The following is a 13,873-nucleotide window of genomic DNA, read 5'->3' as shown; positions in this document are numbered from 1 at the left end:
TTCCTTCTAAATAACTTTATTGGGCGCTGTCGAAAACGTCTTCTATATCCGTCATATTTAAGTTGTATATGTACAGCCAACACCTAAGCAAATTGAAGTATGACGGGCATAAACCGGTAATAATACTGCGTTGCATTACCCCTTAATCAGCAGGAATGTCTTATGCGATTTACTATTGTAAAAAACAAAAAGGATCAGGTACCGCCACAGAGTAGCTGTGATTTCTTACCGCCAGGAGGAACAATAGGCCGTAGTGTAGATAATAATCTGGTACTACCAGATGAAGAAAGAGCGATATCGCGCTTACAGGCAATCGTACATATTTCAGCTGAAGGTGAATGCCGCATCACCAACCGTGGCAATGTGACAAACGTGCAGCTTAATAATATTCCGCTGGAACGTGGCCGCCAGGTTGAGTTGCAGGACGGCGATATCTTGGGTATCGATGATTATCAAATTCAGGTTAACAGCCTGCAACAACCCGCAGTTCCTGTGCCCGCTCCGACACCGGAATCCTCCGTCACCCGTCCGCTGGATATCGAACCGACCGTTGCCTCTCCTGCAAAACAACAAAACACTGCTGCTGTCCCCAATGAAATCTGGGATAGCCTGGTGCAAGAATTCACCCACGGAGAGACGGCACCCACGCAGGCTACAGATCAGGATCATCATCACCCTTTACTGGAACAAACAGCTGTTGAGTTGAACCCGAATAACCCGCTGGAACAGTTGACGGATAATCTCGAACTGTCTGGTTTGCAAGCCAGACAGACCGATCCAGCGACATTATTCAACTCTGACACTCCCTTTGACCAGGACAATATTCTGGCAGATACCACACCCAGTGCACTGATGGTAGAGAATCGTTCACCTAAACACAGTGAGGAGCCCGCGCCCTCAGAGGCAAATCCTGCTAACGAACAGGAGCTAGACCCCCTGGCTCTGTTTGGCGCGTCGTCATCGCCCATCACATCTAGCTCTCAATATAGCGATGACCCTCTGGGCCTGATGACAAACGGTGCCGAGCCATTGGCAGAAGTTCCACTCTCTCAGATGCCAGAGAACCCGATCTCGGCACCTGAACCTATAGCGCACACCTTATCGAGACCTGTACCTGATGTACAACCGATACAGCATGAACCCGCAGTAACAGCGCCGATGCCTAAACCTGAATCACCCAGGCCTGAGTCACCCAAGCCTCAAACACCGGTGGCACCTGTACCATCCCGTAATCATTCAGGGAATCGGTTAGGAAATAGGTTAGGGATCGATCCTGTTGCCTATTCAACAGAGCAACCACAAAGCGCTCCTACCTCTAATAGTGAACTGTTGGAAGGGCCATTGCTAAGAGCCCTGCTGCAAGGGTTCGGTCTGGATGACTTACAAACACAACCCCACTTTGACGAACAGCAGCTCTATCAGGTGGGACGGTTGTTGAGCCTGTTTTCGCAGGGCACGGTTGCCTTGCTTTCTTCCCGTTCAATCCTCAAACGTGGTGTAAAAGCAGAAATGACCATGATCCTGGATGAAGCCAACAATCCGTTCAAATTGTTGCCCTCAGGCAAAACCGTATTGATGCAAATGTTTGGTAGCAAAATGCCCGGCTTTATGCCACCGGAACAATCGGTACGTGATGCGTTGATCGACCTACAGGCTCACCAACTAGGCATGATTGCCGGTATCCAGGCGTTGATTGCGGCCATGTTGCAATCCTTTAACCCAGAACGCCTGGAAGAGGAAGCCCGCCATGAAGGTGCGGTACCCCGGCTGGCATTACCCTCAAGCCGTAAAGCAGCACTATGGGATCACTTCGTTAAAAGCTATCAGAAAACCTCCGGTGAGCTTGAGGATGATTTCCATACTCTGTTTGGTGAGGCGTTCCTGCATGCCTATGGCGTTGAAGTCAATCAATACAAAGATTCACAGATTAAACAGGATGACCAATGAATATCACTATGGCCTCGACCTCCAATCAGGGGGATCGCGCAACCAATCAAGATCAGATCGGTGAAGTGGTCGGTAATCGTTCCGCTTGTTTTGTGGTCTGTGATGGTATTGCCGGTCTACCAGGGGGAGATATTGCAGCCAAAGTAGCGCGAGACACTATCTTGCAACACTTTGATGGCGAAAAACACCTGGATGCTCAATGCATCCGCCAATATATTTCACATGCCAACCACGCCATCCGCGAACAACAGCAATCTGAACAATACCGCAAGATGGGAACCACGTTGGTGAGTCTGTTTATCGATCGTGACTACCAACTCGCTTACTGGGCGCACGCAGGTGATAGCCGCCTATATCTGTTTCGCCGTGGCTATTTATACGCCATGACGCGCGACCACAGCCTGGTTCAGCAAATGGCCGATGCGGGCTATCAAACCCAAGGAATCAACAGCAATCTCCTGTACTTCGCCTTGGGGCTCAGTGATGAACGAGATGCCACCTATGGTGATGTGCTGCAACTGGAAGATGGCGATGTTTTTCTGCTGTGTACCGACGGTTTCTGGCATAACTTTACCCAGGACGAGTTAGAGCAGTCGCTACATATGGTGAACTCCCCAACGGAATGGCTTTCTTTGATGCAACGAGCCTGGGATAAAGGCGGTCATGCCGCCAGTACCGACAACTATAGTGCGATTGTTGTCTGGATTGGATCTCCGCAAGAAACGACTTTGTTGCATTCACTCACGGATGCTGACCGTTTTCTTTCCCACAAATAATGCGAATTATGCCAAGGTCTATTATGAAATATTGGATATCCGGGATGCTTACCCTGATTATACTACCTACCGCCAGTGCTGAAAATTATCGGCTGGTGAACGCCCCCACCCTGAAGCTTGAAGTTTTTATTGATAATATCAGTAACAGCAAACCTGAGAGCTGGTGCGAAAACAGCATCCCATTACGCATCACCTCGGCACAGAATAAAGACTCTCTGGTTCTGAACGACTTTCTGCCGCGTGTGGGGAACTTGTTAGAAAAGCAGTGCCCCAAAGTGGAACAGCTTCGCTGGGTACTGACCGACAAGCAGGGAAGTAAAATAACGTCAGGCAACGCGACAAAAAATCAAAAGTGGAAGCCTATAGCTCAACCGCCCGAGGCAACAAGCTCACCAGGCAGCACCGTACCGGCCGTCGTTGCTGTTACTTCACCTTTAGCCACACAAGACACGATTGCAACTTTTGCTCTACCACAGGGCTGCCAGTTCCGTATCTATTGGAACGGCCAGGACAGTGACGACACAATATTCATCCCCAGTTCAGATACACTTCACTGCGATAGTGATGGCTTATTAACTGGCCCTGGTACGATTGTCATCCCGTTTGAAGGTGCCAACCAAACGCACAATGTCTTCTTTTATCAAGGGTACCCGCTCTCCAATATCACTGTAGGTGAACGCCCATTGAGAGTGGTCACTGCCAATGCTCAACGGTTGATCCTTGAGGACTCGGGCTCTTTCCTAGTGTTGCCTTTTGACACGAAATTACACACCTGGGCATTCCAGGGGGAAGTGATTATTGAAATGAAGCGAGAACAGGCCGCCGACCAAGTCGTCGTTAGCCAGGCAATGACGCGCGCCCGCGATACCTGGCGACCATTAGTCACCAAGCAAGGACTATCCATGACATTCCGATTGGTAGAAACGCTGGCTGCTGAGCGTGTTGATCCTGCTAGCGGCAGCTATTTATCCGTTAATGATTCAATTTATTGATTTTTAAGGAAAGTGGTTATGAAGTCATTAGCAGGTATGCTGCAGGGGAAAAGCATCAGTAAGGCGATTACTCAGGTAGAAACGGATATCAAAGCCCATCCAACCGATGCCGATCTCCGGGCCACTCTGGTGCAATTACTGTGCCTGATGGGAAACTGGCAACGTGCCAAGATGCAGTTAAAATCCTGGCAAGCCCTGAAGCCTATCGCTCAGCCAACAACCTCTTTGTTAATGCAGTGTGTAGAAGCAGAGCTACAACGTCAGGCGGTGTTCGCCGGTCATGCAACCCCTATGTGGCTAAACCCGGTAGAAAGCTGGATGACACTGATGCTCCAGGCATTACATCATGACTTGAACAACGCATTCGACCAGGCTGAAATCGTCCGCGATCAGGCATTGGAAGAGGCCGTGGCCAGCAGTGGCCAGCTCACCTTTTCCAACGGTGAAGAGCTGAAAACCGAGACCTTTTCCTGGCTGGCGGACAGCGATGGACGCCTGGGGCCAATCTGTGAGTTGGCCTTTAATGGCGGTTATTACTGGCTTCCTTTCGCTGCTATTGCCGAAATCCAGTTCAAGGCACCGGAAGGTGTGATTGATCTGGTCTGGAGCCAGGCTCTGGTACGTTTGATTGACGGCCGCGAACAAGTCTGCCAGTTGCCTGTTCGTTACCCGCTTCTTGCTAATTCTGCTGACGTATTACTGCTTGGTCAACTCACCGAATGGCATCCCTTGGGAGACAGCTTGCACTATGCTGGCTCCGGTTTAAAAACCTGGCTGAGTGATGAAGCTGAATTTCCGCTACTCAGTTTACGCCAACTGAGTTTTGATCAGGGCAAGCGATGATGGACAGCAAGACTCTGCCTAAAAACGGCAGTCTGCACCAGCAAGGGCATTACTTCCGTCAGGACAGTGAACGGCTGACATCACGGGATAAAATGCAACCGGTGTTACTCGATCTGCTGACTGATAATGAGCCGCAGAAAAAGCAGGAAAACTCAGCACGCCATTTGCTCTCGCACAGTGAATTGCGTCGTCAGGTACTGCGCGATCTGCAATGGTTGTTCAACTGCGTCAACAGCGAATCAAACATCGATCTGGAGCATTACCCGCAGGTCCGGCGCTCAACGGTTAACTACGGCATTGCCTCGATGGCGGGCAAACGGATGTCAGATATTGAATGGGCAGACATCCAACAGGCGCTGACCGAGTCCATCCTGACCTTTGAACCCCGCATCTTGCCGGATGGGCTTCAGGTACGCTGTACTTCAGATCCCCATTCATTGGAATTGCATAACGTCCTGTCGATAGAAATCAAAGGTCGCTTATGGTGTGTACCTTATCCACTGGAGTTTCTGTTTCGCACCGATGTCGATCTGGAAAACGGCCACTTCGATTTAAAGGATGTAGGGTAAGCGATGAACCGTAAACTTTTAGAATATTACAACCGTGAACTCACCTATCTGCGAGAAATGGGGGCAGAATTTGCGGAGAGTTACCCAAAAGTCGCGGGACGCTTGGGAATGCAGGGCATTGATGTTGCCGATCCCTACATTGAGCGTCTGTTGGAAGGGGTGGCTTTCCTGACCTCACGTGTGCAATTGAAGATGGATGCCGAATTTCCGCGATTCTCGCAACGACTGCTGGAGGTCATCTATCCCAACTACCTGGCACCCACGCCATCCATGGCGATTGCAGAGATCCTGCCAGACAGCAATAAAGGTGACATCAGCGCCGGATTCCTGGTCCCACGGGGAACCATGCTGGACAGCCAGGTGTTGAAGAAGAATGGTATCACCTGCAGCTATACCACCGCACAGGATGTGAGATTACAGCCAGTTCGACTCAAAAGTGTCGAACTGGGGGGGATCCCGGCGGATCTCCCGTTAGCCAGCTTAGGATTGCAGCATAATGGCTGTGTCAGCGCGCTACGAATCAAACTGGAATGCTACGAAACCGTCACACTGAACAACCTGAAGCTCGATCAACTGATGTTCTATCTGTCTGGGAGCGATCTTCACGCTCAACAACTGCAAGAATTGATTATGCAGCATACCGTCGGTCTGCTCTGCCAGACGGTAGAAACACAACCGCAACGGCGAGTATTGCCAGAACATCTGTTACGTCAGGAAGGATTCGAGCCTGAGCAAGCGCTGCTGCCCAACGATCTGCGTAACTTTGATGGTTACCGTTTGCTACAAGAATATTTCGCCTTTCCCGCACGTTTTCAGTTTTTTAGCATCGCAGGGCTGCAACCTCTGTTACAGAATGTCCCTGAAGGCAAAAAAGCACCACGCCAGTTTGAAGTCATCTTGCTGCTGGATAAGCAGGATGCCGCTCTGGAACAAGTGGTGGATCTGAATCATCTTGCGTTGCATTGCACGCCGGTGATCAACTTGTTCCCCAAAACCGCTGATCGCATCTCGATCAACGAAAAAAATCACGAATACCATTTAGTGGTGGATAACATTCGCCCACTTGACTATGAAATCTTCGCAGTACAACGCTTGATTGGCAGTTCTCGTGAAAAAAGCCATGAGCAGGAATTTCGTCATTTCTACGCGACGAAAAGCGCAGATGATAATAACTATGGTGCCTATTTTTCGCTGCGCCGTGAACAGCGCCCTCTTTCTGAACGCGCACGTCGCTATGGGACACGTAGCGGCTATATTGGCTCTGAAGTGTTTATTTCATTGGTGGATGAACATCAATCACCGTGGCGTAGCGATCTTAAATACCTGAGCGCTGATGTGTTGTGTACCAGCCGTGACCTGCCGCTGGCGCTCTTGCAACAGGAACAGGGGAACTTCGTGATGCCAGACTCGCTGCCAGTCAAGCGGATAGCGATGAAGAAAGGCCCGACCTTACCAAAAGCTGCCCTGAGTGAAGGTATGATTACCTGGCAATTAATCAGCCAGCTACAGCTGAATTACTTAAGCCTGATGGATACCGATCCCGTACAAGGTGCCGCAAGCCTACGCCAGCTACTCAGCCTGTATGGAGATTCAAGCGAACCGGCGATTGCCAAACAGATCAAAGGAATACGGCATTGTAACCTGAAACCCATATTCCGACGGGTGCCAGAGCCTGGGCCCATTGTTTTTGCCAGAGGCATTGCCATCGATCTTACCGTTGATGAGCAGGCATTCTCGGGCGGCAGTGCTTACCTGCTTGGCTGTGTGTTAGAGCGGCTGTTTTCACGCATGGTTTCCATCAACTCGTTCACAGAAATGACGTTGATCAGCCAACAGCGGGGAGAAATCGCCTGGTGGCAGGCCCGCCTTGGCAAAAGGGCCTTGATATGAATGAATGCCATGACATAACCGAAACAGGCTTATTACCCCCCTCAACGCCTGCACGCATTAACTCACTCTATCGTTTACCTGATGATTTTTGGCAGCAACTGGAGAAGGCACCCTATCAATACGATTTGTTCCAACTGCTACGGCGGATTGATGCTCAAGGGGGCCAGCCCTATCTGCTAGGTCGTGCGCCTCGCCCCTGCCATGATCTGCTGCGCCTTGGGCAAGAGCCCTCATTATCCTTTGCGCCCTCCACGTTGGCGCAGGTTAACCAACGTACTGGCTCATCGCTACATGAAGTGTCGATCTTCAGTTTTGGCCTGTTCGGCCCTAATGGCCCACTGCCGTTACACATGACAGAGTATGTGCGCGAGCGCTTGTATCACCATCAGGATCGGACCCTGCTGGCATTTAGCAACCTGTTTCATCATCGATTGATCACACTGTTTTACCGCGCCTGGGCAGATGCGCAGCCGACGGTATCTCTGGATCGAACGGAGGGGCGGCGATTTGATGAATATCTCTCCTGCCTGACGGGTATCGGCCTACCAGCACAACAGGGAGGCGATAGCCTCAATACTCAGGCTAAACACTTTATGGCGGGTCATTTGGTTCGCCACGGACGGGATCCCGAAGGGTTGGGCAAAATCCTGCAAGATTATTTCAATGTCCCGGTGCGCATCATCGAAAATATACCCCACTGGCTACCGATAGAAAAACGTGAACAGGCTCGCTTACAGGCAGGACGCAGTTCCCCACGTTTGGGGGAATCCGCGTTTTTAGGGATCGCCATGCGCAATGTTCAGCATAAATTTCGCATCGAGCTAGGCCCTATGTCACAGCAAGATTATGACCGTTTTCTGCCCGGTGCTGAATTCAGCAAGCAGTTGCGTGACTGGGTGCGACAGTATTTGAGCCTTGAATTTGTCTGGGAGGTCCGGCTGATTTTGGCAAAAGATTGTTTGAGCGGCACCCAGTTGGGTGGCGGGCAGCGTCTGGGGCTCAGTAGCTGGATGGAGGATCCCCAACGCCAACATGATGTCAATGACCTGACGTACAGCCCAGAACCCCTGGAAACCCCCTGCTAAATAGCTGCGCTAATTGTGCTACAGGTGGACATGATGCAAGTTAGCCGACCGTTGAGCGCAGAGATGCGCGATATGAGCCCCCATGGACGGTTTACGGCGTGCGTCATATCCATCTGCCTTAAGCCTGAAGCGAAGCGGTATTAGGCACAGTTATTTAGTGATTACTGTTGGAACCGTGCAGCGTTCCGTCATTCTAAGACCCGAGGAAAACCATGTCTGAAATCAGTCGTTCGGTGCTATTTGGCAAAATGGACAGCCTGTTATTCACGTCGCTGGAAAGTGCGACGGCTTTTTGCAAACTGCGTGGTAACCCCTATGTTGAACTGGTGCACTGGTTACATCAGTTGATGCAATCCCCAAATGGAGATTTACAGCAGATTATCCAGCATTTCGCTCTTAATGAAACGCGGCTGACACAAGATATCATTGCGGCACTGGATCGACTCCCTCGCGGTGCAAGTTCAGTCTCCGACCTGTCAGAACATATCGACAGTGCCGTTGAGCGCGCCTGGGTATATGGTTCACTGAAGTTTGCTGCCAATCAGATCCGCACCGGCCATCTGCTCATAGGTATTTTAAAGACCTACAATTTACGCCATTTACTAAAAAGCATCTCTGCCCAATTCGATCTGATTAATGTCGAATTGCTGACCGACCAATTTGCCACCATCCTCACCCGTTCGAGTGAGGAACCATTGGAACCAGAAGTGCCTGAATATTCGGCAGCTACAGCCCCCTCTGCCGGGGGGAGCGTGTTGACGCAATATGCACAAAATATGACACAACGCGCGCTGCAAGGTGAAATCGATCCGGTCAGTGGGCGTGATGAAGAAATTCGCCAGATTATTGATATTCTGATGCGCCGTCGGCAGAACAACCCGCTGCTAACCGGCGAAGCGGGTGTGGGTAAAACCGCCGTGGTTGAAGGGTTGGCTCTGCGTATTGCAGTTGGTGACGTTCCGCCACAATTGAAGGATGTCCAACTGTACCTGTTAGATATTGGCATACTGCAAGCTGGAGCAGGGGTAAAAGGCGAGTTTGAAAAACGCCTACAAGCGTTGATCACTGAAGTGCAATCCAGCCCGACGCCCATCATTTTGTTTATTGATGAAATCCATACGCTCATCGGTGCGGGGGGGACGCAGGGAACCGGCGATGCAGCCAACCTGTTAAAGCCTGCGTTGGCTCGTGGCCAACTGCGTACTGTCGGCGCAACCACCTGGTCCGAGTATAAAAAATACATAGAAAAAGATCCGGCATTGACTCGCCGATTCCAGGTAGTGCAGGTACAAGAGCCGAGCGAAGAGAAAGCTTTGCTGATGCTACGCAGCACGGTCAGCCCGTTGGAACACCACCACCGCGTTCTGTTGCTGGACGAAGCCGTTGAGGCTGCGGTGCACCTTTCTCACCGCTATATTCCCGCACGTCAGTTACCGGATAAAGCAGTCGCATTACTCGACACCGCCTGCGCACGAGTGGCCGTCAGCCAACATGCTGAACCCGCTCAGGTAGAGGATTGCCGTCACCGGATTGAAGCATTACAAATTGAGTTGGGGATCGCTTCGCGTGAAGTCCAAATGGGCATCGGCAACCTACAACGCCCGGTGGAGATTGAAGCACAGCTTGCAGAGCTGGATGAACAGTTAACACAACTGACCGAACGCTGGCAGCAAGAGTTGAAGGTGATCCAACAAATCATCGATCTGCGGGCGCAGTTACATAAACAGAAATATGCACTGGCAGAGAACGGATCTGAAGAAACAGTGGTCTCGGAAGAAGAGTTGCGCGCCAATCTGGCAGAATTACAAAAACAGCTGGATGACGTGCAAGGCGAAACGCCACTTATCTTCGCCGCTGTTGATGCTAACATTGTTGCTGCAGTGGTTTCTGACTGGACCGGGATCCCTTTGGGCCGGATGGTGAAAAATGAGATCCAAGCCGTATTGCAGCTGACTGACACCTTGAGTCAACGCATCATTGGCCAACGACATGCACTGGAACTGATTTCCCATCGGGTTCGCACCTCCCGTGCCCGTCTGGACGATCCCAACAAACCTGTTGGCGTATTTCTGCTGGCCGGTCCTTCTGGCGTAGGTAAAACAGAAACTGCTTTAGCCTTAGCCGAGACACTCTACGGCGGTGAGCAAAATGTAATTACTATTAATATGAGCGAATTTCAGGAACCGCATACCGTTTCGACACTGAAAGGGGCACCGCCGGGCTATGTGGGTTACGGTGAAGGGGGGGTTCTGACTGAGGCGGTACGTCGGCGTCCTTACAGTGTGGTGTTGTTGGACGAAATCGAAAAGGCGCATCCAGATGTGCATGAGATTTTCTTCCAGGTATTTGATAAAGGCTGGATGGAAGACGGTGAAGGGCGACATATCGATTTTCGCAATACTCTGATCATTCTTACCTCTAATATCGGCAGTGAGTTGATTTCCAACCTGTGTGCCGATCCAGAGTTATTGCCAGAGCCTGGCACGCTTGGCAGCGCATTGCGTCCTGCATTACTATCGGCGTTTCCCGCCGCTTTGCTTGGGCGTTTGCTGGTGGTACCTTATTATCCACTGACTGATGCCATATTAGCCAATATCGTGCGTTTACAACTTGGTCGCATTCAGGGCCGTCTGGCAGAAAACCACGCTATTACATGCACGTTTGACGACACTGTGATTAATCAGATCGTCAGCCGCTGCACCGAGGTCGAATCTGGTGGACGTATGGTTGACGCCATACTCACCAACACCTTGCTACCCCAAATAAGCTATACCTTACTGGCCGCCAGTGCTAACGCCCAAAAGTATCGGCAATTATATATTTCAATGCAGAACAATGAGTTTAACTGCCAGTTTCAGATATAACGCTGGTCATCTGTTCTGCATCGATCATTTGATTACAGAGAGTGTCATTATGTCAGGTAACGGAATGATAAAATCAAATTCAAACAGTCTGCCTATCGGTTATCGTTTCAATGAGTTTGAGATAAAAGAAGTGATTGGTGAGGGCGGATTTGGCATCGTATATCGCGCTTACGATCACCAACTAGAGCGTATTATCGCTATCAAAGAATATATTCCCTCGATGTTGGTTGTACGTAATGAAGATCTTACGCTTAGCCTGCGTGGTGAGCGTTTTCATCGCACCTTCCAAGCTGGGTTGAACAGTTTTATTCAAGAAGCACGTCTGCTCGCCCGTTTTTCTCACCCTGCACTGCTACACGTACTGCGCTTTTGGGAAGAGAATGGCACCGCCTATATGGCAACGCAGTTTTATAGCGGTACCACGTTGAAAAAGTTCTGGGCTCAACACCCAGAGAAAATCAACGAAGCCTGGATCCGCAATTTGATGCCTACCTTACTCAGTGCGATCAACACCATTCATCAGGAAGGTTATCTGCACCGAGATATTTCACTGGATAATATCCAGATCCAGGAAAATCAGTTACCGGTATTGTTGGATTTTGGCTCAGCTCGCAAAGAGATTGGTAACCTGTCTGATGAAACTGAGATCATGCTCAAACCCGGGTTTGCACCTATTGAGCAATATACTGAAAATAGTGACAGTGAGCAGGGGGCGTGGACCGATATCTACGCACTCGGCGCAGTGCTACATAGTCTGATCGTGAAGGCTCCACCGCCAGTCAGCGTGGTGCGTAGCATCGAAGATCACTACCAACCACTGACGGATCGCCGTCCAAAAGGGTATTCGTTAGATCTATTGGATGCTATTGACCGTGCATTAGCCTTAAAGCCCGAAGAGCGGCCGCAAACCATCGGCGAAATGGCAGAACTCCTGCACCTGTCCATCGCCAATGAGAATGAAATAATCAATGCTCAGCCTAGCACAACTAACGTGATACCCGTTGCTGCCAGACCACCGACAGCCCGAACAACACCTAGCACAAAGCGATCGGGCCCACTAATGACGCTCGGTGCAGGTATAACAACAGTGCTTATCGCTGGGATTGTAATCTGGTTTAACAATGGCACATTTTCCGAATCTGCACAGGTCAAAGAATCACAACCTGCGGCTGCAACCGCAGTATCTGCAGCACAGCCTGCCGCAGCAACTGAAGCAACTGAAGCACAGCCTGCCTCAGCAACAGCAGCAGCAGCAGCAGCAGCAACTGAGCCACAACCTGTCGCCGCAACAGCAGTATCTGCAGCACAGCCTGTATCTCCAGCTGCAGCCTCCGTTGCCGTAGTGTATTTTAAACTGCAATTAGGTGAAGAACTGATGATTAACGGTCAAAAACAGTACATCACTCCAGATAAAAACGGACTTATTCATCTGAATTTACCCCCAGGCCAATACCAAGCGCAAATGATTACGGCTAAAAACCAATACCAGAAACAGTTCACTGTTGAACATGCGGGGACATGGTTAATTAATCTCTAACTACTTGTGGCGCTGGCGGTTATTTAGGGCTATTGATCTTTACGTAACCGCTCACCTGGGGGGATTGACTACTCTTGGCAAAGGTTAAACACCTCAGGATAGGGTTGTTTGGCTAACACTGCCGTGACGATATCGCTAATCACCTGGAAGGCTGAAAGTCTCCGCTTTTTGCAAGTTTCAACCACTAACAACATCAGCGAGCGGAACGTCTCGCCACGATCCGATTGGGTTCCGTAGCTGATTTTCCCCATAATCACCGTGTCACGCAAGCAGCGCTCAGCTTCATTGTTGGTCAACGGCGTACCGGGATGCGACAAGAATACCCATAATCCCGTTTCGTATTTCAGCAAATACTGGTATCACCTCGCATCAGACGCGGTGAGTTCGGTTATTGCTCGCCGGTACCTAGCTGAACGTGTAGTGGCACACTGAATTTGGCCACCTGACCGGAGGTGATATCCTTACCTCGATAACGTTACAGGTGACACAATGGGTAAACATTTCACAGCGGAATTTAAACTCGAAGCAGCCAAACTGGTTGTTGACCAGCAAAGGCTATGAACGTGAGCCTTTCTGCTCTGACTCGCTGGGTGAATAAGCTCCGTCTTGAACGTCAGGGTAAAGCCCCTGCAGGACTGCCGTTAACACCCGAGCAGCTCGAACTGCGGGAAATGAAAAAAAGAATACAACGTCTTGAAATGGAGAACGATATTCTAAAAAAGGCTACCGCTCTCTTGATGTCGGACTCGTTGAACAATTCACGATAGTTGACAAATTGAGAGCGCTTTATCCCGTTGAGGCGTTATGCCAAACATTTGATATTCATCGCAGTAGTTACCGATATTGGTTGACCGCTACCGGGCCACCATTGTTGAACAGTATAACTTGATTGAAATGGAACTGGCATGGCGTCCAGAAAAGCAAAAATTGCCACAATTTGCCCAACTGCGAGAAACAATACTAGGGGCTGTTGATCTTTCGTGGTGGATTATTAGGCGGCATGAAGGACTGGTATAATTACTTTCGCCAAAAACTAACCACGACAGCCCAACATGCCAAGAACGATATTAACAGATGAATACTGGTCAAAGCTAATCCGCTTGATGCTGAGAACGGGTCGTGTCTATGACAAGCCGGAACACAGAAATACTTTAGAAGGGATTTTGTATCGAATGCGGGTTGGCTGCCCTTGGCGTGATGTTCCAGACGCTTTTGGACATTGGAGTGCCATCTACCGCCGGTTTAACTTGTGGTCAAAGAAAGGCATTCTTATGCAGCTCTTTGTCGAGCTTAGGCAATTAGCTGATTTAGAATGGGAATTTATAGACGGTAGCATTGTTAAAGCCCATCAACATGCGACAGGCGCTTGC

10 protein-coding genes and 2 pseudogenes are annotated in these 13,873 nt (G+C 50.1%); 11 read left to right on the top strand and 1 reads right to left on the bottom strand.

Annotation, left to right across the window (positions count from 1 at the left end; all coding sequences use genetic code 11):
* The first annotated feature begins 162 nt into the window (after window positions 1-162).
* The 9 genes from tagH to IO95_RS10410 all read left to right on the top strand — a co-directional run bounded on the left by tagH (window position 163) and on the right by IO95_RS10410 (window position 12,503).
* Window positions 163-1,947, top strand: a complete 1,785-nt coding sequence (gene tagH / locus IO95_RS10450) for a type VI secretion system-associated FHA domain protein TagH (RefSeq protein ID WP_023488962.1) — start codon at window positions 163-165, stop codon at window positions 1,945-1,947.
* Window positions 1,944-2,723, top strand: a complete 780-nt coding sequence (locus tag IO95_RS10445) for a PP2C family serine/threonine-protein phosphatase (protein ID WP_023488963.1) — start codon at window positions 1,944-1,946, stop codon at window positions 2,721-2,723. Before tagH ends, IO95_RS10445 begins: the two co-directional genes overlap by 4 nt.
* A 44-nt stretch (window positions 2,724-2,767) precedes the next feature.
* Complete coding sequence (locus IO95_RS10440) at window positions 2,768-3,715, top strand: type VI secretion system-associated protein (RefSeq protein ID WP_235186760.1); 948 nt, start codon at window positions 2,768-2,770, stop codon at window positions 3,713-3,715.
* 18 nt (window positions 3,716-3,733) lie between these two features.
* Window positions 3,734-4,558 carry a type VI secretion system accessory protein TagJ gene (locus IO95_RS10435; RefSeq protein WP_023488965.1) on the top strand — a complete coding sequence of 275 codons (825 nt, stop codon included), beginning with the start codon at window positions 3,734-3,736 and terminating at the stop codon, window positions 4,556-4,558.
* Window positions 4,555-5,127 carry a type VI secretion system baseplate subunit TssE gene (locus IO95_RS10430; protein ID WP_023488966.1) on the top strand — a complete coding sequence of 191 codons (573 nt, stop codon included), beginning with the start codon at window positions 4,555-4,557 and terminating at the stop codon, window positions 5,125-5,127. Before IO95_RS10435 ends, IO95_RS10430 begins: the two co-directional genes overlap by 4 nt.
* Before the next feature lie 3 nt (window positions 5,128-5,130).
* Entirely contained in the window at window positions 5,131-7,017 is a 1,887-nt protein-coding gene (gene tssF / locus IO95_RS10425; protein WP_023488967.1) for a type VI secretion system baseplate subunit TssF, read from the top strand.
* Window positions 7,014-8,102, top strand: a complete 1,089-nt coding sequence (gene tssG, locus IO95_RS10420) for a type VI secretion system baseplate subunit TssG (RefSeq protein WP_037385192.1) — start codon at window positions 7,014-7,016, stop codon at window positions 8,100-8,102. Before tssF ends, tssG begins: the two co-directional genes overlap by 4 nt.
* A gap of 212 nt (window positions 8,103-8,314) precedes the next feature.
* Window positions 8,315-10,966: a type VI secretion system ATPase TssH gene (gene tssH / locus IO95_RS10415; protein ID WP_023488969.1), complete on the top strand. Its 2,652-nt coding sequence runs from the start codon at window positions 8,315-8,317 to the stop codon at window positions 10,964-10,966.
* 49 nt (window positions 10,967-11,015) lie between these two features.
* Window positions 11,016-12,503, top strand: a complete 1,488-nt coding sequence (locus IO95_RS10410) for a serine/threonine-protein kinase (protein ID WP_037385213.1) — start codon at window positions 11,016-11,018, stop codon at window positions 12,501-12,503.
* Between the two features lie 68 nt (window positions 12,504-12,571).
* Here IO95_RS10410 and IO95_RS10405 read toward each other — a convergent pair.
* Window positions 12,572-12,859, bottom strand: a pseudogene (locus tag IO95_RS10405) (transposase); the annotation flags it as partial.
* A 133-nt stretch (window positions 12,860-12,992) separates the two neighbouring features.
* On the opposite strand from IO95_RS10405, the pseudogene IO95_RS26060 reads away from it, so the two are divergent.
* Together IO95_RS26060 and IO95_RS10395 are read left to right on the top strand one after the other, a co-directional pair.
* Window positions 12,993-13,350, top strand: a pseudogene (locus IO95_RS26060) (transposase); the annotation flags it as partial.
* Between the two features lie 205 nt (window positions 13,351-13,555).
* The coding region (locus IO95_RS10395; RefSeq protein ID WP_037385210.1) for a transposase at window positions 13,556-13,873 on the top strand (318 nt) is incomplete at its 3' end.

This window comes from Serratia sp. DD3, from assembly GCF_000496755.2.
The sequence above is the reverse complement of the archived record's forward strand: the minus strand, read 5'-3'. Positions and strand labels throughout refer to the sequence as shown.